Origin of the sequence: Streptomyces sp. NPDC090445 (genome assembly GCF_044769385.1) — a bacterium.
Classification (GTDB): Bacteria; Actinomycetota; Actinomycetes; order Streptomycetales; family Streptomycetaceae; genus Streptomyces.
In genome coordinates this window covers 110,949-133,035 of the sequence record NZ_JBIVXV010000007.1, presented here as the reverse complement: position 1 = coordinate 133,035, position 22,087 = coordinate 110,949, and the positions used below count along the sequence as shown (strand labels likewise).

Annotated in this window: 19 protein-coding genes; 5 read left to right on the top strand and 14 right to left on the bottom strand. The window is 72.4% G+C overall.

Annotated features, from left to right (window positions below; all coding sequences use genetic code 11):
• Positions 1–212: 212 nt before the first annotated feature.
• The 9 genes from ACIQUT_RS17480 to ACIQUT_RS17440 form a co-directional block, all read right to left on the bottom strand.
• Positions 213–1,025 (bottom strand): HAD family hydrolase, encoded by an 813-nt coding sequence (locus ACIQUT_RS17480; RefSeq protein WP_403563781.1) that lies wholly within the window; start codon positions 1,023–1,025, stop codon positions 213–215.
• On the bottom strand, positions 1,022–2,299 hold the full coding sequence (gene serS / locus ACIQUT_RS17475) for a serine--tRNA ligase (RefSeq protein ID WP_403563780.1): 1,278 nt from the start codon (positions 2,297–2,299) through the stop codon (positions 1,022–1,024). The genes ACIQUT_RS17480 and serS overlap by 4 nt, the downstream gene beginning before the upstream one ends.
• A 530-nt stretch (positions 2,300–2,829) precedes the next feature.
• Entirely contained in the window at positions 2,830–3,765 is a 936-nt protein-coding gene (gene pheA / locus ACIQUT_RS17470) for a prephenate dehydratase (protein WP_403563779.1), read from the bottom strand.
• Between the two features lie 43 nt (positions 3,766–3,808).
• On the bottom strand, positions 3,809–5,101 hold the full coding sequence (gene efeB, locus ACIQUT_RS17465) for an iron uptake transporter deferrochelatase/peroxidase subunit (RefSeq protein ID WP_403563972.1): 1,293 nt from the start codon (positions 5,099–5,101) through the stop codon (positions 3,809–3,811).
• A complete protein-coding gene (locus ACIQUT_RS17460) occupies positions 5,098–7,197 on the bottom strand; it encodes a copper resistance CopC/CopD family protein (RefSeq protein WP_403563778.1) in 2,100 nt (699 codons plus the stop codon). The genes efeB and ACIQUT_RS17460 overlap by 4 nt, the downstream gene beginning before the upstream one ends.
• 30 nt (positions 7,198–7,227) lie before the next feature.
• Positions 7,228–7,704: a copper chaperone PCu(A)C gene (locus tag ACIQUT_RS17455; RefSeq protein WP_403563777.1), complete on the bottom strand. Its 477-nt coding sequence runs from the start codon at positions 7,702–7,704 to the stop codon at positions 7,228–7,230.
• Positions 7,701–8,354: an SCO family protein gene (locus ACIQUT_RS17450; protein WP_403563776.1), complete on the bottom strand. Its 654-nt coding sequence runs from the start codon at positions 8,352–8,354 to the stop codon at positions 7,701–7,703. The genes ACIQUT_RS17455 and ACIQUT_RS17450 overlap by 4 nt, the downstream gene beginning before the upstream one ends.
• A gap of 107 nt (positions 8,355–8,461) precedes the next feature.
• Complete coding sequence (locus tag ACIQUT_RS17445) at positions 8,462–9,178, bottom strand: YcnI family protein (RefSeq protein WP_403563775.1); 717 nt, start codon at positions 9,176–9,178, stop codon at positions 8,462–8,464.
• A 112-nt stretch (positions 9,179–9,290) separates the two neighbouring features.
• Positions 9,291–10,100, bottom strand: coding sequence for a hypothetical protein (locus tag ACIQUT_RS17440; protein WP_403563774.1), 810 nt, complete (start codon positions 10,098–10,100; stop codon positions 9,291–9,293).
• A gap of 200 nt (positions 10,101–10,300) precedes the next feature.
• Here ACIQUT_RS17440 and ACIQUT_RS17435 point away from each other — a divergent pair, with 200 nt between their 5' ends.
• The gene (locus ACIQUT_RS17435) at positions 10,301–10,792 is read left to right on the top strand and encodes an ATP-binding protein (RefSeq protein WP_403563773.1); all 492 of its coding nucleotides are present in this window, start codon (positions 10,301–10,303) and stop codon (positions 10,790–10,792) included.
• 113 nt (positions 10,793–10,905) lie between these two features.
• Here ACIQUT_RS17435 and ACIQUT_RS17430 read toward each other — a convergent pair whose 3' ends face one another.
• Complete coding sequence (locus ACIQUT_RS17430; protein ID WP_403563772.1) at positions 10,906–12,372, bottom strand: aminopeptidase P family protein; 1,467 nt, start codon at positions 12,370–12,372, stop codon at positions 10,906–10,908.
• Positions 12,373–12,468: 96 nt separating this feature from the next.
• Entirely contained in the window at positions 12,469–14,094 is a 1,626-nt protein-coding gene (locus ACIQUT_RS17425; RefSeq protein WP_403563771.1) for a PP2C family protein-serine/threonine phosphatase, read from the bottom strand.
• A 630-nt stretch (positions 14,095–14,724) separates the two neighbouring features.
• On the opposite strand from ACIQUT_RS17425, the gene ACIQUT_RS17420 reads away from it, so the two are divergent.
• The gene (locus tag ACIQUT_RS17420) at positions 14,725–15,354 is read left to right on the top strand and encodes a bifunctional DNA primase/polymerase (RefSeq protein ID WP_403563971.1); all 630 of its coding nucleotides are present in this window, start codon (positions 14,725–14,727) and stop codon (positions 15,352–15,354) included.
• Positions 15,355–15,489: 135 nt separating this feature from the next.
• Positions 15,490–16,146 carry a hypothetical protein gene (locus ACIQUT_RS17415; RefSeq protein WP_403563770.1) on the top strand — a complete coding sequence of 219 codons (657 nt, stop codon included), beginning with the start codon at positions 15,490–15,492 and terminating at the stop codon, positions 16,144–16,146.
• A 181-nt stretch (positions 16,147–16,327) separates the two neighbouring features.
• Here the strand turns inward: ACIQUT_RS17415 and ACIQUT_RS17410 are convergent, their stop codons facing one another.
• From ACIQUT_RS17410 to ACIQUT_RS17400, 3 genes are all read right to left on the bottom strand, one after another.
• Entirely contained in the window at positions 16,328–17,302 is a 975-nt protein-coding gene (locus ACIQUT_RS17410) for a DUF5926 family protein (RefSeq protein ID WP_403563769.1), read from the bottom strand.
• Positions 17,303–17,603: 301 nt separating this feature from the next.
• Complete coding sequence (locus tag ACIQUT_RS17405) at positions 17,604–18,206, bottom strand: ATP-binding protein (protein ID WP_403563768.1); 603 nt, start codon at positions 18,204–18,206, stop codon at positions 17,604–17,606.
• 85 nt (positions 18,207–18,291) lie between these two features.
• Positions 18,292–19,092 (bottom strand): glycerophosphodiester phosphodiesterase, encoded by an 801-nt coding sequence (locus ACIQUT_RS17400; RefSeq protein ID WP_403563767.1) that lies wholly within the window; start codon positions 19,090–19,092, stop codon positions 18,292–18,294.
• A 223-nt stretch (positions 19,093–19,315) separates the two neighbouring features.
• Here ACIQUT_RS17400 and ACIQUT_RS17395 point away from each other — a divergent pair, with 223 nt between their 5' ends.
• Complete coding sequence (locus ACIQUT_RS17395) at positions 19,316–20,986, top strand: S1C family serine protease (protein WP_403563766.1); 1,671 nt, start codon at positions 19,316–19,318, stop codon at positions 20,984–20,986.
• Between the two features lie 191 nt (positions 20,987–21,177).
• Positions 21,178–22,083: a LysR substrate-binding domain-containing protein gene (locus tag ACIQUT_RS17390; RefSeq protein ID WP_403563765.1), complete on the top strand. Its 906-nt coding sequence runs from the start codon at positions 21,178–21,180 to the stop codon at positions 22,081–22,083.
• The last annotated feature ends 4 nt before the right edge of the window (positions 22,084–22,087 follow it).

Here is a 22,087-nt window from a genome sequence, read left to right as displayed (position 1 = left end):
AACATGACGAGGGCGCCCCCGGCTCCGGGCCCGCGCCGGCGGCCGAGGCGCGCGGCGCCGAAAATCACTGGTAAGGGGCTTCCGCCCCGGGCAGAGTGGGTGGTGCGGGGAGAACAAAAGGTCCGGGGCAGCCACTTCGAGCGCGCCGTTCGGCGCGGGCTGCCCCGGACCCTCACATCTGCACGTACGCGCCGTCCGCGCGTGGTGGCGCCTTACGCGGCGCCCAGCAGGCGCTCCAGCACGACGGCGATGCCGTCCTCCTCGTTGGAGGTCGTGACCTCGTCGGCCACCGCCTTGAGCTCCGGATGGGCGTTGGCCATGGCCACGCCGTGTGCCGCCCAGCCGAACATCGGGATGTCGTTGGGCATGTCACCGAAGGCGATCGTCTCGGCGGCCTTCACCCGCAGCCGGCGCGCGGCCAGGGAGAGCCCGGTGGCCTTGGTCAGGCCGAGCGGCAGGATCTCCACTATCCCCGGACCGGACACGACGATGTCGACCAGCGTGCCGACCGTCTGCCGCGCCACCATGGCCAGGGCGTCGTCGTCGAGCTCCGGGTGCTGGATGTACAGCTTGTTCAGCGGAGCCGACCACATCGCGGCCGTGTCGTCCAGGTACACGGCCGGCAGGTTCCCCTGCTCCCGGTAGCCGGGACCGATCAGCACGTCGCCGTCCACTCCGTCACGGCTGGCGGCCAGCGCGAGCGGACCCACCTCGGCCTCCAGCTTCGACAGGGCCAGGCCGGCCAGCTGCCGGTCCAGCGTGACCGAGGTCAGCAGCCGGTGTGCTCCTGCGTCGTAGACCTGCGAGCCCTGGCCGCAGACCGCTATCCCCCGGTAGCCGAGGTCGTCCAGCACGCGCCGGGTCCAGGGCACGCCCCGGCCGGTGACGATGATGTGGACGGCGCCCGCCGCGGTGGCCGCGGTGAGCGCTTCCCGGGTGCGTTCGGAGATGGTGTGGTCGCCGCGCAGGAGCGTGCCGTCGAGATCGGTCGCGACGAGCTTGTACGGGAACGGGACCGGGCTCACTTGGCGACCGGCTCCAGGACCTCGCGGCCGCCCAGGTAGGGGCGGAGCACGGCGGGGACCCGGACCGAGCCGTCGGCCTGCTGGTGGTTCTCCAGGATCGCGACGATCGTGCGCGGCACGGCGCACAGCGTGCCGTTCAGCGTCGAGAGCGGCTGGGTCTTCTTGCCGTCGCGGACGCGGATCGACAGGCGGCGGGCCTGGAAGCCGTCGCAGTTCGAGGCGGAGGTCAGCTCGCGGTACTTGCCCTGCGTCGGGATCCACGCCTCGCAGTCGAACTTGCGCGAGGCGGAGGCGCCGAGGTCACCGCTGGCGACGTCGATCACCTGGAACGGCAGCTCCAGGCTGGTCAGCCACTGCTTCTCCCAGGCGAGGAGGCGGGCGTGCTCGGCCTCGGCGTCCTCCGGCGCGACGTACGAGAACATCTCGACCTTGTCGAACTGGTGGACGCGGAAGATGCCGCGGGTGTCCTTGCCGTAGGTGCCGGCCTCGCGGCGGAAGCACGGCGAGAAGCCGGCGTACCGCAGCGGCAGCTTCTCGGCATCGATGATCTCGTCCATGTGGTACGCGGCGAGCGGGACCTCGGAGGTGCCGACCAGGTAGTAGTCGTCCTTCTCCAGGTGGTAGACGTTCTCGGCGGCCTGGCCGAGGAAGCCGGTGCCCTCCATGGCCCGGGGGCGCACCAGCGCCGGGGTGAGCATCGGAGTGAACCCGGCCTCGGTGGCCTGCGCGATCGCCGCGTTGACCAGGGCCAGCTCCAGCAGGGCGCCGACGCCGGTGAGGTAGTAGAAGCGCGAGCCCGACACCTTGGCGCCCCGCTCGACGTCGATGGCGCCCAGCGCCTCGCCGAGCTCCAAGTGGTCCTTGGGCTCGAAGCCCTCGGCGGCGAAGTCGCGGATCGTGCCGTGCGTCTCGAGGACGGTGAAGTCCTCCTCGCCGCCGACCGGGACGTCCGGGTGGACGACGTTGCCGAGCTTGAGGAGCAGGGTCCGGGCGGCCTCGTCGGCCTCGTTCTGCTCGGCCTCGGCCGCCTTGACGTCGGTCTTGAGCTGCTCGGCCTTCTTCAGCAGCTCCGCGCGCTCCTCGGGCGAGGCCTTGGGGATGAGCTTGCCGAGCGACTTCTGCTCATTGCGCAGTTCGTCGAAGCGCATCCCGGAGGACCTGCGGCGCTCGTCGGCGGAGAGTACGGCGTCGACGAGTTCGACGTCCTCTCCACGGGCGCGCTGCGAGGCGCGGACACGGTCAGGGTCTTCACGGAGCAGCCGAAGGTCAATCACCCCTCCAGGCTACCGGTCTGGGCTTCCCGGGCTCACACCGATATCACGCTGCGTGTCGCTATGCCCTAATTGCCGCGAATGGAAAACTCTCCTCGGCCGACCGGAAGTGACCGTTCTCCGCCGGTCGGCAAAAGCCGCCGATTCCCGGGAGGGGGGTGCGTCCCATCATTCGGACGTGGGCGGGGCCACCGTCGACACGTCTTGTCCACAGGAATTGCCCAGCCCGCAGAGTTGTCCACAGGCTGTGCGCTGCATCTGTGGACACAGAATTAGACCAATCCCGTCCACTGGGTGGTCATCGCGATTCAAGGTTCAAACCGCCCTCACACACTCATTCGGGTGGGAATGGCTCGCTCCAAAGAGTTGGCCGGTGATGCGCGGGTGACGCCGTTCATCCCCCGCTCTTCCGCGCGAAACCTGAGCCGCCGACCGATATGTCGACCTTGCGGCCCCCGACTGTCGACTAGTCCACAGGTCTTCTCCTCGCCCTGTGGATAACTCTGTGGACAGTGGGCGGATCGGGGCGCAGGCTAAGGCCGGCCGTCGAGGCAGCGGGCCAGCCAGTCGGAAGCAGCCGTGAAGTCGCCGTCCGACGTCCCCGCCCGCGGATCGCGCACGTCACCGCGGGTGACCCCGGCACGGGGATAGGAGCCGAGGAACCGCACCTGGGGACAGGTCCGCTTGAGACCCATCAGCGCCTCGCTCACCCGCCGGTCGGAGACGTGGCCCTCGGCGTCGACCGCGAAGCAGTAGTTGCCGATGCCCTCGCCGGTCGGCCGGGACTGGATCAGCATCAGGTTGACCCCGCGCACGGCGAACTCCTGGAGCAGCTCCAGCAGCGCGCCGGGGTGGTCGTCGCCGAGCCACAGCACGACCGAGGTCTTGTCGGCACCGGTCGGTGCGGCGGGCCGGGCCGGCCGGCCGACCAGCACGAACCGCGTCTCGGCGTTCTGCGCGTCGTGGATCTCGGTGACCAGCGGGACGAGCCCGTAGGTGGCGGCCGCGAACTCGCCCGCGAAGGCCGCGTCGAAACGGCCCTCCTGGACCAGCCGGGCCCCGTCGGCGTTCGACGCGGCCGACTCCCACACCGCGTCGGGCAGGTTTGCCCGCAGCCAGTTGCGCACCTGCGGCTGGGCGACCGGGTGCCCGGTCACGGTCTTGATGTCCGACAGCTCCGTCCCGGGCCGCACGAGCAGCGCGAAGGTGATCGGCAGCAGCACCTCGCGGTAGATCATCAGCGGCTTGCCGGAGGCCAGCTCGTCCAGGGTGGCCGTGACACCGCCCTCCACCGAGTTCTCGATCGGCACCAGCGCCGCAGCCGCCTCCCCATTGCGCACGGCGTCCAGGGCGGCCGGCACCGACACCATGGGGACGAGCTCCCGGGTCGCGGCTTCCGGCAGTGTGCGGAGGGCGGCTTCGGTGAAGGTGCCCTCGGGACCGAGATACGTGAAGCGGGTGGCCGACATGCGATCAGCCTAATGCCGGGCACCCGCCGCGAGGGGGCGCTGTTCACCCTTCGAGCAGGCGCTGCCCCACGTACTCCCCGTCGCGCGGCCCGGGCGGCACGGCGTACAGACCACTGGACTCGTGCCGGATGAACTCCGACAGGGCGTCCCCGCGGTCCAGCTTCCGCTGTACGGGCACGAAGCCGCGCAGCGGATCGGCCTGCCAGCAGATGAACAGCAGCCCGGCGTCGGGGGCGCCGTCGGCGGAGATCCCGTCGTGGAACGAGAAGGGGCGCCGCAGCATCGCAGCCCCGCCGTTCTGCTCGGGGGCGGAGATCCGGGCGTGGGCGTTCGCGGGGATGACGGGCTTGCCGTCCGATCCGAGCTTGTCGAGCTCCATCCGGCTGGTCTCCGTGCCGCCCGTGAGCGGCGCGCCCGTGGCCTTGGTCCGGCCTATGACCTGCTCCTGCTGGGCGAGGGACCGCTTGTCCCACTCGTCCAGCAGCATCCGGATGCGCCGGACGACGGCGTACGAGCCCCCGCCCATCCAGGCGTGCTCGGCAGGACCGGGCCCGGCGGCGGGCACGAAGATCCGCTTGTCGAAGTCGGGCTGCGCGGGCTTCGGGTTGTTGGTGCCGTCGACCTGGCCCATCAGGTTGCGGGCGGTCATCGGGGTGGCAGTGGCGCCGGGCGAGCGGTTGAAGCCGTTCATCTGCCAACGGATGCGGGCGGCGTCCCCGGCGTCCTTCTGGAGGGAGCGCAGCGCGTGGAAGGCGACGAGGCCGTCGTCGGCGCCGATCTGCACCCACAGGTCGCCGTTGCTGCGCTGCGGGTCGAGCCGGTCGGAGGAGAACTCCGGCAGCGGGTCCAGTGCCGTGGGGCGGCGGTCGGCGAGACCGGCGCGGTCGAAGAAGGAGTGGCCGAAGCCGAAGGTCACCGTCAGGGAGGACGGACCGGAGTCGAGGGCGATGCCCGTGTCCGCCGTCGGCGCGGTCTCGCCCGCCATGAGCCGGCGGGCGGTGTCGGACCAGCGGCGCAGCAGGGCCGCGGCCTCCGTGCGACCGGCGCCGGGGGCCAGGTCGAAGGCGAGTACATGGCCCTTGGCCTGGAGCGGCGTCGTGATGCCGGCCTGGTGGTCGGCATGGAACGCGACCCGGGTGGCACCCACCGAGGACAGGCGGGTGCCGTCGGCGGCCGCGCCGGCCGCTCCGGACTGCCCGTCGGCCAGGGCGGACTGCACGAGCGCGCCGCCGGCGCCGCCGAGGGCGAGCCCGGCGGCGCCCGCGGCACCGACGGTGCCCAGCAGCCGGCGGCGGGAGATTGCGATGTCGGTGTTGCTCTCGGTCACGCTGGTCAGCCGATCTTCACGGTCTTCTGCACGGTGGTCTGGTCGATCTCGGAGGTACGGACGGTCACGTCGATCCGCCACTCCCCGGCGAGAGGCAGCTGGACACCGGAGGCACTCCAGTGTCCGGGACCCACGCGTTCGGGCACGAGCGGAAGGGGGCCGATGTCCTTGGCGGACAGGGTGAAGGCGACCTTGATCTCGGGGATGTCGAGGGGGTTGCCGTCAGGGGACTCGACCCAGAGGTGGAGCGTGTTGGCGCCGACCCGGCCCGGGTCGAGCTGGAGTCGGACCGAGCCCTTGCCATTCGCGCCGCCGGCGTCGAACGGCAAGGTGATCTTGACGGCGCGGTCGGGTACCGCCGTGGTGGCGCCCGCCGCGCGACCTGTCTCCTGCGCGACGGTGCGCCCGGGCTCGGTGCTGGTCAGCAGGGTGGTCACGGCGAGGAGCGCGACGGCCACGCCCGCCTCGGCGAGCACGGAGCGGCGCAGGCCGGCCCGGTTCGGGTCGGCGTCGCGAGCCTGCCGCTCGCGGGCGTTCCGCACGGCCGCACGCTGCCGGGCGAGCTGGGCGGCGCGCTGCGGGTCCTCGGGTACCTCGGGGTTTTCGGGGGCCTTGGCGGGGGTCTTGGATGTTTCACGTGAAACACCGCTCGATGCAGCGGCCTTGGCGGGTTCCTCGACCGGCTCCTCGACCGACTGCGCGGCCGGTGCTTCGGCCAGCCGCGCGGTCCAGCGCCGGGAGATGGAAGCGATGCCGACGATGACGGCCACGAGCCCGACCTTCAGCAGCAGCAGCCGTCCGTACTCGGTCCCGGTGAGGCCCGTCCAGCTGCCGAGCTGGCGCCAGGACTGGTAGACGCCCGTGACGGCGAGGACCAGGACCGCGGTGAACGCGAGCCGGGAGAAGCGCCGGACGGCGTCGCGCTCGATGCCCGGGACCCTGTGGAGCGCGACGAGCAGTGCGGCCAGCCCGCCGAGCCAGGCGGCCACGGCCAGCAGGTGCAGGATGTCGGCGGGCATGGCGATGCCGGGCTGGATGCCCGTGGAGGCGTGTTCGGACAGGGCCCATGTCGCGGCGATGCCGGAGGCGACGACGCTGCCGCCGATGCAGAGGCCGAAGAAGAGGTCGGCGGTGTCCTTCTCGTCGGCGCCCTCGGTCTCGTCGGCGCCCTCGGTCTCGTCGGCGCCCTCGGTCTTGTGGGTGCCCTCGGCTTTGTCGGTGTCGTCGGCCTTGTCAGCGCTCTTGCCCCCGTCAGTTCCCTCGGCCGCGCCGGCGTCGGCCTGCCGTCGCGCGTAGCTGCCGAAGAGCACGGCGATGAAGAGCGCGGCGGCCCCGAGCAGCAACAGCCGGGACACGAGGGCGGCACCGGTCTTGGTCTCCAGCACGGCCTTCAGGCCGCCCAGGTCGAACGCGTCGGCGAACTCCCCGGACCCGGTGTACGGGTTGCGCAGCAGCAGCATCACGAGCGTGGCCGCGGTGAGGGTCACCCAGGCCCGCAGGACGAGCTTCTGGACCGGCCGCTGCGCGGCGCCCCGCCGCCAGCAGGCCAGGACGAAGGCGCAGCCGCCCACCAGCACGGTGAAGCCCGCGTAGGCGGCGTAGCGGGCGATGCCGTACGCGATGCCGACGGGACCGCCGCCCGCCTGTCGGTCGGGCAGGGTGACGCTCGTGGCCGACGGGGCGCCGATGGAGAAGGTGAAGGCGCCCGAGATGGGATGGCTGTCGGCGGAGACGGCCTGCCAGGCGACGGTGTACGTGCCGTCGGGCAGGCCGGAGTGCAGGGCGGTGCCGTAGCGGACGGTGGATCCGCTGCACATGTCGCGCAGTTCGCCGGTGTCCACGCGCTTGCCCCGGGGGTCCAGGACGCGGATCGAGTCGTCGCCCATGGCGACCTGTTCCGAGAAGGAGAGGGTGACCTGGGCGGGGGCCGTGGCGACCACCGCCCCTTCCTTGGGGTCGCTCGCGGTGAGTGCGGCGTGTGCCGTGGCCGGGGCGGCCGCGGTGAACAGGGTCGCCAACAGGGCTGCGAGGACCAGCGCGAGCCGCGGCAGGAGTGCCGCGGCCCGGTCGCGGGCCGTGGAGGGGGCGGGGGCGGTGGCCGTCATGGCGTGTCAGTCCCTCGGTCCGTCAGTGCGTCAGTGGGATGCGGTGTGCTGGGCCTGGTACGTCCGTTCCTTCACGTCCAGTTCGACCTTGACCGGTTCGGCCTTCTCGAAACGCAGCTCGATGGTGACCTTTTCGCCGATGCTCGGCTTGCTCTTCAGTCCCATGAACATGATGTGGTTGCCGCCGCGCACCAGCTTGAGCTCGCCGTTCGCCGGCACGTCCATGGCCGGGACCTGCTGCATCTTCTGGTCCTTGGTCTCGTGGATCTGCATGTCGTCCGAGAGCTGGCTGGTGACGGCCGTGAGCTTGTCGGCGGTCTTGGAGTCGTTCTTGATGACCATGAAGGCGCCGGCCATCTTGTCGTTGACCGGTTCGGGCATGAACGCGCCGCTGACGGTGATCTTCGGCTTCTCCGCGGCGTCCGAGTCGGAGGAGCAGCCGGATATGGCCAGCGCAGCCGTCAGGGAGAGGGCGGCGGCGAGGGTGCGGGTGGTGCGGGTGGTCACGGGTTCTCTCCCTTGATGATCTTCGGCAGGTCCTTGGTGTAGGTGTCGACGGTCGTGTTCTCGCCGTAGAGGAGGTAGCCCTCGTTCGACTTGGGCGAGAACGCGATGACCTGAGCGCCGTGCATGGAGACGACGCTGCCGTCGGCCTCCTTCTTGGCGGGGTCGATGCCGATGCCGAGCTGCCGCGCGGCGGCCTGGATGGTGGCGAAGTCCCCGGTCAGTCCGATGAAGGACGGGTCCTGGGCCTTGAGCCACGCGCCGAGGGATTCGGGAGTGTCCCGTTCGGGGTCGGTGGTGACGAAGACGACGCGGAGGTTCTCCTGGTCGGCCTTCGGGAGCGCCTTCCTGGCGACGGCGATGTTGCTCATCGTCAGCGGGCACACGTCGGGGCAGTTGGTGTAGCCGAAGTAGATGAGGGTCGGCTTGCCCTGGGTCTGCTCGCGCAGGTTCCACGGCTTGCCGCCGGTGTCCGTGAGGACGAGCTCCGGCTTGTCGAAGGGGCGGTCGAGGACCGTCGCGGCCCCGGCCTTGGCCTGGCCGGTGATCTGCGTGACCCCGTCGGTTCTGGCCGGGGTCCCGCCGCCGCAGGCGGTGAGGGTGAGGGCAGCCGCCGCCACGAGGGCGGCGACCGTCACACGTGTGGTGCGCATGGCGTGTTGTCCCTGGAATCGGGTGGGTTGCTGACGCGCCGCCGGACGAGCCGTCCGGCCGCGCGGATGCTGTGGTGGTGTGGATACGCCCCGGGTGGGGCGTCGGGTCAGGAGGCGCGGCGGCGCGAGGAGACGCCGAACGCCACACCCGCGACGCCGATGACGATGCCGGCGACGCCGAGGGCGCGCGCGGTCGTGTCCGAGCCGCTTCCGCCGGCCGCCTCGGTGCGGCCGTCCTGGGCGGAGTGACCGGCGTCGGCCGGCTTCTTGGCGTCGTCGTGGTGGGCGTCGGCGGCCTTGGCCGCGGTCAGCTTCAGGACGGGTGCCGGGGTCTGCGGCTCGGCCGCGCCCTCCTTGGGCTCCTCGATCCAGCGCACGACCTCGTTGTTGTCGTACGTCTGGATCGCCTTGAAGACCATCCGGTCGGCGTTCTCCGGCAGCTTGCCGACGGAGACGGGGAACTGCTGGAACTTGCCGGGCTCGATCTTGCCGCCGCTCCAGGTGACCTTGGTGACGGCCTCGTTGATCTGCTTGCCGTGCACGGTGAGCGGCTTGTCGAGCTTGGTCTTCTCGACCGTCACGGTCCAGCCCGGAACGTCCTGCGGCATGACGGACGTCAGCGGCTGGTCGGCCGGGAAGTTGACCTCCAGCTGCGTGGTCGAGGCGTTGTCGCGCTCGTTCGGCACCTTGAAGTCGAGGGTGGCGTAGCCGCCCTTCGCCGCTTCGCCGGGCTGCACGCTGACGTGGGCGAAGGCCGGGCCGGACAGGACGAGGACGGCGCCGGCTGCGAAGGCGGCGGCTAGGGAGACGCGTGAGGTCTTCATGGCGGAAACACTCCACAGGGCAGTGGTGACGGTGGCTCCGTGCGCGGACGCGCGCGGGTTCCGCGGCACCGTCGGCCGGGTGCTGGGTGCTCCCGGAGTGGAGGGTGCCGCGTCAGGCTGCGAGGGCGAGCGCCGTGGGCGGCCCGCGCCTGATCACCGTGTGCTGGAGTGCTTCCCGGCCCGTGGGTGCCAAGGGCTCGGAGGCGGTACGAGGGAGCCGCGGCCCGCCCGCGGAGGCCGGGGCGAGCCCGGTGCGGAGTGCCCGTACGAAGGCCAGCGCGGCGCGCAGCCGGCGTACCGGGCCGGCTTCGGCAGAGCTGCGGGACAGCTCGACGAGCCGGAACAGGGCGGCGTCACCGCGCCCGAGGAGCCAGGCCGCGGCGAACGCGGCCAGCAGGTGGCCGGCGAACATGCCGGGGCCGAGCAGGCCGGTGGCCGGTTCGGCGGCGGCCTGGGCCAAGTGGGCGTGGCCGGCGTGGGCCTGTGCCTCGGCCTGGGCCGCGAGGGCGGCCGGGTCCAGCCCGGCGGCCTCCAGGATCCGCCGGGCGTCGGCCGGTCCGGGCGGGACGGAGTTGCCCCCGCAGACCAGCTGCGCGGCGAGTTCCGCGAGCGAGGTGTCGGAAGCCCTGCGTGCCTCGGCGGCCGCGGCGCGGTGCTGGGCGAGGCCGAACACCGCGTGCAGTCCCAGCTGGCCGGTGGCGAGCCCGGCGGCGAGGCCGGGCAGCGAGCGCCGCCGTCCCGCGAGCGGGGCGGCGACGGCGAACACGGCGGCGAACGCGATGACCAGAGCCCACCAGGGCACGGTGGCGCAGGACGCCAGCGCATGCCCGGCCGCGGACAGCACGACGCAGACCGCGGTGAACACCGCGGCCCGGATCAGCCGGAGGCCGACTCCGGCAGGCGTCGCATGGGGGACAGTCATGGCCGGGTCATCATCGCACTGCACCCCTGCCGTGCGTGCGGCAGGTCCGGAAGGTCGCGAGTGCCCGCTCTGCGACCGTTCATCTCATGCGCCCATCGCACTGCCATACACGGCGGCCCGGGCGTGCCGCATCGGCCGAATGAGGGCTGTGCGGGCCGCCGCGTGCTTACGGTGCGCCGGGTGCGGCAATAGGTAACCGTATGAGCATCTGGTGGTCTCTCCAGTTGAGGCGCGAAGCCGCGAGCGTGCCGCTCGCCAGGCGACTGCTGCTGAGGACGATGGAGACCGCGGGGGTGGATCCGGACATCTCCTTCGACCTGTCGGTGGCCCTGAGCGAGGCCTGTGCGAACGCGGTGGAGCACGGGGGTCCCGCGCGGGGCGCCGGCCGCGACGGGGCGCCGGCCGCGGAGGCGTGCGGGGCCTACCGCGTCACGGCGTACCTGGACGGGGACTGCTGCCGCATCGAGGTGACCGACTCGGGGCCGGGGTTCCCGGAGGCCGCGGGGCCCGCGGCGTTCCCGGAGGGACCGGATCCGGCCTCCTCGGAGCGCGAGAGCGGCCGCGGCCTGTGGCTGATCGAGGAGCTTGCCGACCACGTCCGGTTCCGCAACCGGCCGGGCAGCGGCGCGGTGGTCAGCTTCGACAAGATCCTGAAGTGGCGCGAGGGGGCGGCCCTGCTCCAGGCGTCCTGATACGCCGACGGGCGGGATCCCCGTACGTGTGCGTACGGGGATCCCGCCCGTGCAGGGCGCGTGCGGCGCGGTCCGCCAGCGGGACGGCGGCCCGTCGGCAGGACGGCGGGCCGTCAGCCCTTCAGGCGGGCCATCCAGGCCTCGACGTCGGCCGAGGCGCGCGGCAGGCCGTCCGACAGGTTCCGGTTGCCGTCCTCGGTGACCAGGATGTCGTCCTCGATGCGGACGCCGATGCCCCGGTACTCCTCGGGCACGGTCAGGTCGTCGGCCTGGAAGTACAGGCCCGGCTCGACCGTCAGGCACACGCCCGGCTCCAGCGTGCCGTCGACGTACGCCTCGGTGCGCGCGGCGGCGCAGTCGTGGACGTCCATGCCGAGCATGTGGCCGGTGCCGTGCAGGGTCCAGCGGCGCTGCAGGCCCAGCTCCAGGACGCGCTCGACCGGGCCCTCCAGCAGGCCCCACTCGACGAGCTTCTCGGCCAGCACGTGCTGGGCGGCGTCGTGGAAGTCGCGGAACTTCGCGCCCGGCTTGACGGCGGCGATGCCGGCCTCCTGGGCCTCGTACACCGCGTCGTAGACCTTGCGCTGGATGTCGGTGTACGTGCCGCTGATCGGCAGCGTGCGGGTGACGTCGGCGGTGTAGAGGGAGTGGGTCTCCACGCCGGCGTCGAGCAGGAGCAGGTCGCCGGAGCGGACGGGGCCGTCGTTGCGGACCCAGTGGAGGGTGCAGGCGTGCGGGCCGGCGGCGCAGATGGAGCCGTAGCCGACGTCGTTGCCCTCGACCCGGGCGCGCAGGAAGAAGGTGCCCTCGATGTAGCGCTCGGAGGTGGCCTCCGCCTTGTCGAGGACCTTCACGACGTCCTCGAAGCCGCGGACGGTGGAGTCGACGGCCTTCTGCAGCTCGCCGATCTCGAACTCGTCCTTCACCACGCGGGCCTCGGAGAGGTGGACGCGCAGCTCCTCGTCGCGCTCGGCGGTGACCTTGTCGGTCAGTGCCTTCTCGATGACGGAGTCGTGGCCGCGCACGACGCGCACCGGGCCGGTGGCCTCGGCGAGGGCGTCGGGGAGCTCGCGCACGTCCTTGACCGGCATGCCCAGGAGCTGCTCGGCCTCGGTGAGGGAGTGGCGGCGGCCGACCCACAGCTCGCCCTGGCCGGAGAGCCAGAACTCGCCGTTCTCGCGGTTGGAGCGGGGCAGCAGGTAGAGGGTGGCGGTGTGGCCGCTCTCCCCGGCCGGCTCCAGGACGAGGACGCCGTTCTCGGTCTGGTCGCCGGTGAGGTACGCGTACTCGGTCGCGGCGCGGAAGGGGTACTCGGTGTCGTTCGAGCGGGTCTTCAGCCGGCCGGCGGGCACGACGAGGCGGTCGCCCGGGAAGCGCGCGGACAGGTCTGCGCGGCGGGCCGCGGTGTGTGCGGCCTGGGCGATGGGCTCAAGGCCGTGGAGCTCGGTGTCGGCCCATCCCGTGCGCATGTTCTCGGCGAGCTCGTCGCTGACGGCCGGGTACAGCCCGTTCTTGCGCTGCTTGTGCGTCTTCTTGGGCTGCTCTTCTTCCGGGGTCTCCGGGGTGAGCTCGTCAGCCACGTCTTCTCCTCAGCTACGACAGCTACGACAGGACCGGGTAGGGACCTCGTCCATCGTATGTGCGAGGGGAAGACGCCTGGGGACAGCTGTGACAAATCAGTCAAAACGGGCAGCGAGTAGGACCAGGTCCTCCATTTCCTCCGGCCTGCGGGCCTCAGAGGCAGAGGCAGAGGAGGAGACAGAGGCTGAGGGAGAGGACGCGGAGGCGGCGGGCGCGGCAGGGACCCGGCCGCCCAGAGCCGGGTCCCCCTCGGGCAGCACTGCGCGCAGGATGTGGTCGCACAGCGCCGCCGGGTCGTCGCGGACGCTGCGCGGGGCTCCCGCCGCCGCGGCGTGCAGCCGGGCGTAGGCCCGGTCCATCGGGTCGCCGATACGCCGGAGCAGCCCGTCGGTGTACAGCAGCACCGTTTCTCCAAGCGCGGGTTCGATCTCCACGCTCGGCGCCTCCCAGCAGGCCAGCATCCCGAGCGGCGCGGAGAGCGAGGTCTCCACGTAGTCCGTGCGCCGCTCTCCGACGACCAAGGGCGGGGTGTGCCCCGCACCCGCCAGGACGATCTTGCGCCGGGCGGGCTCGCAGTAGGCGAAGAGCGCGGTGGCGCAGCGCGCCGGCTCGGTCAGGCGCAGCAGCAGTTCGAGGTCGGACAGGACCGCGACCGGGTCCTCTCCCTCCATCACGGCGTACGCCCGCAGCGAGGCCCGCAGCCGGCCCATGGCGGCGACGGCGCTGGGGCCGGACCCGGTGACGGAGCCGACGGCCAGGCCCAGGGCGCCCTCCGGGAGCGGGAGCGCGTCGTACCAGTCGCCGCCGCCGCGCGGCCCGGTGTGGTGGCGGGCGGCGAGCTGGACACCGGGGACCCGGGGGAGCCGGCTGGGCAGCAGCTCCTCGGCGACCGTGGCGAGGCGGCTGCGGGACCGTTCCACCTCCAGCATCCGGGCCAGGTGCTCGGCGGCGTGGCGGACGTAGAGGCCGACGATGTCGCGCTGGCGGTCGCTCGGCTCGGCCTGCTCGTCGTACAGCCAGACGGCGGCGCCGAGCCGGCCGGTGGCCTCGGCGGTCAGCGGCAGGGCGTAGCTGGCGGCGTAGCCGAGCCGGGCGGCGACCTCGCGGTGCCGGGGGTCGACGGGGGCTCCGTACCCGCCGGTGCCGGGGGCGGCGTCGGGCTCGGGGAGCACCTCGGAGCCGCCGTGTGCGTCGGGGAGTCCGTCGAGGATCCGGCCGTACGAGGTCGCGGCGCGCGGGACGGTCTCGATGTGCCCGAGGTCGGCGCGGCCGAGGCCGAGGCCGATGGTGGTCGTGGGGCCGAGTCCGTCGGAGGGTTCCAGGGCGATCAGGCCGCGGCGGGCGCCGACGAGGGCGGCTCCGGCGCGCAGGAACTCCTGGAGGGAGGACTCCAGATCGCGGGCGCGGGCGAGGCGCTCGGTGAGTTCGTGGAGGGTGGTCAGGTCGGAGACCATGCCCGCCAGGCGGTCCTGGACAAGGGTGTTCGGGGCGGGGACCGCGGTGGGCACGGGGGCAGCCAGGACGGGGGTGGATGCCGTAGTGTGCGGGACCGCTGCAACTGCTGGATCGATTCCAGCCACTTTCGGCAGATGCGGGGCGCTCATGGCGTCCGCCTTTCCACCTGGTGCGATTCGCCATATAGCATCGCAAACCCCCAGATCGTGCTGCGCCGCCATCAATGAATCCACATCTACACGCACACGAGGATCGATGTCCAGCATTGTCCGGCTGGGAATCCTGGTGTCCGTGAGGCGGCAACTCACCGTCCGGTCAAGGCTAGAACTTGGCCGGAAAAAGCTGGAAGCAGACGGTTTTTGCGATCGACTGGGCAGGCGCCGAAGCGGCCTCGGGTACGTAGTCAGTGATGTCCGGGGGCAGTTGGCGCAGCCGGGCATCCGCCGGGAACCGCCCGGCAGGGGCCGTCGTCCTTAGCGGCGGCAGCCGGTCTCGGTACCGGCGCGGGTCGCGCTCCGCCCCGCCGGACGTTTCATGGACCCGTAAGAAAACTGCACGAACCGTGTGAACCTGCTTCTGGCGGACAGTGACGCGAAACGTGTACGTGTGGCGAGGCATCGCTTACATGGTGTGATGTGGCCCTCGGCGTTCAAGGAAAGGAACGAGCGCTCATGCGCGAGATCCTCGGAAGGCGTCTCCAGCGGCTCCGCAGCCGCCTGAAAACCCTCCGGCCCGCCCCGGCCCAGAGCGGCGACCAGGCATTTCCCGACCCGACGCTCCCTGACCCGACGCTCCCCGGCACGGGGGGGATCCCCGACACGACGCTCCCCGGTGCGGCGTCCCACGAAACGGCGCTCCCCGGTTCGGCGTTCCACGAAACGGCGTCCCACGGCGCGGTGCCCCATGGCACGGCACTCCGCGACGCGGCGGTGGCCTGCGCCGCCGGGCGGCAGTGGCCCGTGCTGCCGGGCATCGGCCGGTGCGCATCCGGCACCGCCGACCGCTGTGCCTGTCCCGACCCCGACTGCCCCGTCCCCGGCGCGCACCCCTGCGACCCGGGACTGCTCGCGGCAACGACCGACCCCCGAATGGTGGCCTGGTGGTGGACCCGCCGGCCCGCCGCCCCCGTCCTCCTCGCCACCGGCGGCTCCGCGCCGTGCGCGGTGAGCCTGCCCGCCGCCGCGGCCGCGCAGGCCGTCGTACGGCTGGAGGCGCAGGGCATGCGGCTCGGCCCGATCGTGGCCACGCCCACGCGCTGGTCGCTGCTGGTGGCGCCGTACTCGCTGGAACGGCTCGGCGAACTCCTCTACGCCAAGGACCACGTCCCGTCCGTGCTGCGCTTCCACGGCGAGGGCGGCTACCTGCTGCTTCCGCCCTCGCCCGCCTGTGGCGGCGGGCAGGTGCGCTGGGAGCGGGAGCCCGCGGACGCCGGGAGCCCCTGGCTGCCGGAGGTCGAGGCCGTGGTGGACGCGCTGGTGGAGGCGAGCAGCGGGGCGTCCGGCGGCGGCAGCCGGCTCGCGTACTGACGGGCCGGAGGGGCGGACGGGCGTCGGCCCCTCCGGCCCGGGCCTTCACTCGTACGGGTGTCGGTGCGACGCGTTTCCCAGGGAATGGGGCGCGGGTGTCTCCGTGCCCCATTCCCGCGTCGCTATCTTCGCCGAATGAATCTCCGCTTGATCGGTATCGGCGCCGGTGTGCTGATCATCTTGTCGCTCCCGCTGGCCGGCGCGATCGCCGGACCGGATTTCACCGGCCAGGACGACGGAAAAGGCGGCGGGTTGCTCTCCGTCCTCGGGTTCGGCGATGCGTCCGACCCGTCCCGTACGCCGGCACCCCCGACTGCTCCCGAGCGGCAGAAGGGCGGCGCGGCGCAGCCGGGAACGGCGGCCGGGAGCGGCTCGGGCCAGGGCGCAGCGGGTCAGGCCGCGGGCAAGGGCGCGTCGGACCGTCCGGGTCCGCCCGAGCAGCCCCGCACGGACTCCCGGTGCGGTCCCGAACTCTCCTCGCCCCAGGGGCTGGAGGCGCAGACCTGTGTCCTGACCGTCGTGGGGCAGACCTGGGGCCGGAGCTACTTCCGCAACACCGGCGGGCGCGCGCTGGACGCCGTACTGACGGTGATGGGGCCCGCAGGGAGGACCGTGCAGATCCGGTGCATGGTCGGGGCGGGGGACGAGCCCGGGCTGTGCGAGACGCCTCGGGAGTCCTCGGCCGGTCCGCGGGACGCCTACTCGGCCGTTGCGGAGTTTGCAGTTCCGGGCGAGGAAGGGCGGCTGCTGCTGCGGTCCGGGAGCAACTCGCCGGCACCGGGCGAGGGTTGAGCCGTCCGGAAATGGAAGGGCCCGGTCGCTGGCGACGGGGGATGCACCAGCGACCGGGCTACAAGAACGGTAACAAGAGATCGCCTGTTCGCAAATTCGATCTCTGATATTCAGACACCGATTTGCAGACGATTAGCGGGAGTTGTGACCGCGGTCACCGCTCTTGCGGGCGTCGCGGCGATCAGCTGAGCGTGATCTGGCGGTTGGTGAGCCCGCCGCGCGCCCGGCGCTCCTCCGCGGTCAGCGGCGCGTCCGAGACCAGCGCCGTGGCCAGGCGCTCCGCGAACTCCGCGGCCGGCTTCTCCACGTCGTCGGCGGTCATGCCGGTGGGCAGGTCCCAGACCGGGACGACCAGGCCGTGCGCCCGGAAGGAGCCGACCAGCCGGGTGCCCTCGCCGAGCGAGGAGGTGCCGGCGGCGTGCAGCCGGGCCAGGGCGTCGAGCAGCTTCTCCTCGGGGTGCGGCATGACCCAGCGCAGGTGGTTCTTGTCCGGGGTCTCGCACCAGTAGGCCGCTTCCACGCTCGCCAGCTTGACGGTGGGGATGGCGGCGGCGTTGGCGCGCTCCAGGGAGGCGGCGATCTCCGGGGAGGCGTTCTGGGCGGTCTCCGCATCCGGAATCCAGAATTCGAAGCCGCTGTGCACAACCGGCTCGAAAACGCCGTCCGTGTCCAGGAGATCCTGAAGTCGGGGGCCCTCGGCGGGAACCCGGCGGCCCGGGACCGGATTGCCCGGTTCCGTGGCGAGGGCGCGTTCCAGCGTGTCGGCCATGTCCCGGGCGAGGTCGCCAGTGGTCGAGTCGTTCTGCAGGGCGAGCAGGACGGAGCCGTCCTCGCGGCGCAGCGCCGGCCAGGCCATGGGCAGTACGGTCACCAGGGTGACGGAGGGGACGCCCTCGGGCAGGCCACCCTGGAGCGTCAGCGGGATGGTGGCCGCCGGCACGAGCTCGCGCAGCGCCACCCAGTCGCACTCGCCGGGCAGGCCCTCGAAGGGACGCTGCACGTGCGCAGTGGCGGCGTGTGCGGCGGCCGCGCCGTGGCAGGCCTTGTAGCGGCGCCCCGATCCGCAGGGGCAGGGCTCGCGGGCGCCCACCACCGGGATCTCCCCGTTCTGGAGCTGCGGCTTTGCAGTCTTGGCTGCGGGGCGCTTCTTGGCCATCGTGCGTGTCTCCCGGTTGCGGCGGTGCGGCTGTTGCGTCTGGGCGTGAGCCTAGCCGTTCCGGCCGCCGCAACCGGTGGGGTGCGGCCGGGAGCGCGGTCGGCGTGCGCTCCCGGTCGGCCGCCGGTACGGACACCGTGCCGATGGTCGTATGTGCTGATGGCCGCTGGTGCGGATGTTGGATTCGGATCGGTCGGTTGGTCGGGTCGGTCGTCGGCCGGTCGGCCGGGTCGGTTGCCGGTTGTCGGCCGGTCGGATCGGTCCTCGGCCGGCCGGGTCGGTCGGGTCGGTCGGGGACCGGTCAGGGAGCCAGGTCGTCGAAGGCGGTGCTGAAGTCGAGGGCCGGGGGCGCAACGCGCGTAGCAAAATCCGCGTGACGGGACCCGCATGCAACGATCACCCAGACGGTGACCTCGCCTGCCGCTCCGTCCCGGACCCCCCAGTCCTGTGCGAGGGCGCTGATGATGTTCAGCCCCCGGCCGCCGTGCGCGGTGACCGAGGGTGTGGCCGGAACGGGGCGGGTGGGACCGCCTCCGTCCGTGACCTCGACCGTCAGCCGCCCCGCCGTGTCGATGCGCCACGCGGCGCGTATCTCTCCGTCGCCGATCTCCCCCGCGCCCAGCGGTCTGCCGTGTCGGCAGGCGTTGCTGAGCAGTTCGGAAAGGATCAGTACGGCGTCGTCCACGACCGATTCGGACACCCCGCTGATACGCAATTGCTCGCGCATCCGGTGCCTCGCCTCGCCTACGCCCGCAGGACCATGGCGTACGTCCATGCACGACGACGTGGGCACTTCCTGTGCCACCACCAACGCCACCCCCGGAACCTCCTTAGTCCCACGCCATGGTCTGAATGCCCCAATGGCCTGGACCGGAAACCGACGAACCGGAGCCCTCCGACGCATTCGTGACCACCGATTGCGGAACGGATGCGCCGGGGCACACCCTGTCACGGGCGGGTCCGGCGGGACGCATGGGCAAATGGGGACGTCAGCGGCCGAGCTGTGACAGAACCTGCCGCGGTCTGTTCGTGATGATCGCTTCCACGCCCAGATCAGCGCAGAGCTGAACGTCCTCGGGTTCGTTTACGGTCCACACGTGCACGGAGTGGCCCGCGTCCTGCAGTCTGCGGATGTAGGCGGGGTTGTTGCGCACGATCCGCATGCCCGGTCCGGCGATTCGCACGCCGGCCGGAAGCCGCCCGTCCCGCATCCGCGGGGAGACGAACTGCATCAGGTAGACGGTCGGGATCGTCGGCGCGGCGGCGTGCACCCGGTGCAGGGAACGGGCGGAGAAGCTCATGACGCGGACCGGGTGCGGGCCCCCGGCGGGCGGGGCGTCCAGCCCGAACCGCTTGAGGAGGAAGAGGAGGCGCTCCTCCACCTGTCCGGCCCAGCGGGTCGGGTGCTTCGTCTCGATTGCGAGCGGTATGGGCCGGCCAGCGTCCGAGACCAGCTCCAGCAGCCGCTCCAGGGTGAGGACCGAGGTCCGCTCGGGGTCGGCGTCCCAGTCGGGGGATTCCTCGCGGTCCTTCCACGAGCCGAAGTCGAGGGCGGCGAGATCGGCCAGCTCCAGTGCGGAGACGGCGCCGCGGCCGTTGGAGGTGCGGTTGACCCGGCGGTCGTGGACCAGGACCAGATGGCCGTCGGCGGTGAGCCGGACGTCGCATTCGAGGGCGTCCGCCCCGTCCTCGATGGCCCTGCGGTAGGCGGCCAGCGTGTGCTCGGGGGCGTCCTCCGAGGCGCCGCGGTGGGCGACGACCTGGATGGGGGGCGGCGTTGCGTGGGTCACCGGGTCATGGTGCCACCGGGGAGGCTCCGGACGGAGGCCTTCGAGCACAGAGGATGTGACCGAAATGCCAGATATAAAGGATGGGGGATACGCACAGGTCCGGCTTACAGTGCTCTGACGGGTGATAGGGAACGCTTTTCCCAGGAACTTGTGCGGCACGTCGAACGTTCAGTCGGGCCGAAACGCCAGTTTGTGAAGCCGTGTGTGACGAGGAGAGAGCGCTGTGAGCACCGATAACGAGGGAATCGCGGCCCCGACGCCCCCCGCGGCCCCTTCGGCACGCCCGCCGGCCGCTCCCGCATCCGCCCCGGAGCCGCCGACGGCCGCGCCCGCCCCGGCCCCGGCCTCCGCCGGCGAGGCCCCGCCGGCCGCCGTCCCGCCGGTCCCCGCGTCGGCCCCGGCCCCGGTCCCCGCGCCGGCCCCGGCTGCTCCGGGAGTCCCGGCCGCTCCGGGAGTCCCGGCCGCTCCGGAGGGCCCGGCGCCCGTAGCCCCGGCCGCGGCGCCTGCCGCCTTCCCCGCCGAGCCCGTGACCCAGCAGCTCCCGCCGACGCCCGCGCCCGGCACCGAGCACACCCAGCAGATCCCGCCCGCCCCGTACCAGGCTCCGGCCCCGGCGTACGCGCAGCCCGCCGCGCCGGCTCCGGCCGCATACGGCGCCGAGGGCTGGCCCCCCGCACCGCCGGCGGTCCCGGCGTACGGCGCCGGCGGCGGCCACGGCCACGGCACCGGCTGGGGCGCCCCCCCGGCCGACGGCGTGCCCCCGGCCAAGCCGAAGGGCCGGGGCGGCCTGATCGCCGCCGTGCTCGTGGCGGCCCTGCTCGCGGGCGGCGTCGGCGGCGGCCTCGGCTACTGGGCGGCGGAGCGCAAGAGCGAGGGCTTCGGCTCGACGACGATCACCGCCGGCAACACCCCGAAGGACCTCAAGCGCGAGCCCGGCTCCATCGCGGGCCTGGCCGCCACCGCGCTGCCCAGCGTCGTCACCATCCAGGCCTCTGCCGGCGACGGGGAGGGCGGCACCGGAACCGGGTTCGTCTACGACCAGCAGGGCCACATCCTCACCAACAACCACGTGGTGGCCTCCGCCGCGAACGGCGGCAAGCTGTCCGCGACCTTCTCCGACGGCAAGAAGTACGAGGCCGAGGTCGTGGGCCGGGCCCAGGGCTACGACGTGGCCGTGATCAAGCTGAAGAACCCGCCGTCCGGCCTCAAGCCGCTTCCGCTCGGCGACTCCGACAAGGTCGCGGTCGGCGACGCGACGATCGCGATCGGCGCACCCTTCGGCCTGTCCAACACGGTCACCACCGGCATCGTCAGCGCCAAGGACCGCCCGGTGGCCTCCGGCGACGGCTCCGGCAGCAAGAACTCGTACATGAGCGCCCTGCAGACGGACGCCTCGATCAACCCCGGAAACTCCGGCGGTCCGCTCCTCGACGGACGCGGCGCGGTCATCGGCATCAACTCCGCCATCCAGTCCGCCGGCGGCGGCGGTGGCGGGCTCGGCGGCGGCCAGGCCGGTTCGATCGGCCTCGGCTTCGCCATTCCGGTCAACCAGGCGAAGAACGTCGCCGAGTCGCTGATCAAGACGGGCAAGCCGGTCTACCCGGTCATCTCCGTCTCCGTGGACCTCCAGTCCAAGGTCGACGGCGCCAAGATCTCCGATCAGGGCGCCCCGGCCAACGAGCTGGTCGATCCCAACGGCCCGGCGGGCAAGGCCGGCCTCAAGCCGGGCGACATCATCACCCGCTTCGGCGACCGGCCGATCGACAGCGGCCCGACGCTCATCAGCGAGATCTGGACGCACAAGCCGGGCGATGTCGTGAAGCTGACCTATCTGCGCGAAGGCAAGCCGGCCACCGTGGACATCACGCTCGGCTCCCGCGTCGGCGACAAGTAGCAGCCCGCCGGCGCCGGCCGGCAGCCTGCAGGGGCAGCCGGCCGGATCGCGGCGGACCACTGGCCGGACCGCTGGCCGGATCGCGGGCTGGATCGCGGGCCGTATTGCGGTGGGACCACTGGCCGGATGGCGAGGGGCCGTGGGCGGGATACCGCCTACGGCCCCTCCCAACGTCCGCTTATGCTTCCCGTGTGTTCGATTCGCGGCACATACGTACTTTCCACGAAGTCGTGGCCTCCGGTTCCTACTCGGCGGCCGCGCGCGCCCTCGGCTACACGCAGCCCGCCATCACCCAGCAGATGAAGGCCCTCGAACGCGCCGTCGGCACTCCGCTGTTCACCCGCGTCGGCCGCAGGATGCAGCTCACGGAGGCCGGAAAGTCCCTGGCCCGGCACGCCGAGTCCATCCTCGGCAGCCTTTCCGCCGCCGAGGCCCAGATGAAGGCGCACGCACGCCTGCGCACCGGGCGGGTACGCCTGTGCGGCTTCCCCAGCGCCAACGCCACCCTCGTCCCCGAGGCCCTGAGCGGCCTGACCAAGGACCATCCCGGCATCCAGGTCGAGCTGCTGGACGGGGAACCGCCGGACTCGCTGAAGCGGCTGGAGCGCGGGGAGTGCGACATCACCCTGGCTTTCACCTACCCCGGGCTGCACGAGGAGGTTCCCGAGGAGGTCGTCGAGGTCAGACTGCTGGAGGACCAGCTCACCGTCCTGCTCCCGACCGGGCACCGGCTGGCCCGGCGGCGGGCCGTGCACCTGGCCGACCTCGCGGAGGAGCGGTGGATCGCGGGCTGCCCGCGCTGCCGGGCCAACTTGCTGCACGAGTGCGCCGAGCTGGGCTTCGTCCCCGACATCCGGTTCGCCTCGGACGACAACCTGGTGGTGCAGAGCATGGTGGGGCAGGGGCTCGGCGTGGCGATGATGCCCGCCCTGGTCCTGCCCTCCCTCTCCCTGGCCCGGGTCTGCGGGCGGCCGATCCAGCCGGACGCCCGCCGGCACATCTCGGCCTACCTCTACCGCGATCACCTGCGCATCCCGGCGACGGCCGTGGTCCTGGACGCGCTCAAGTCGGTGGCCTCGAACCGCATCGGGTGCTGACCTG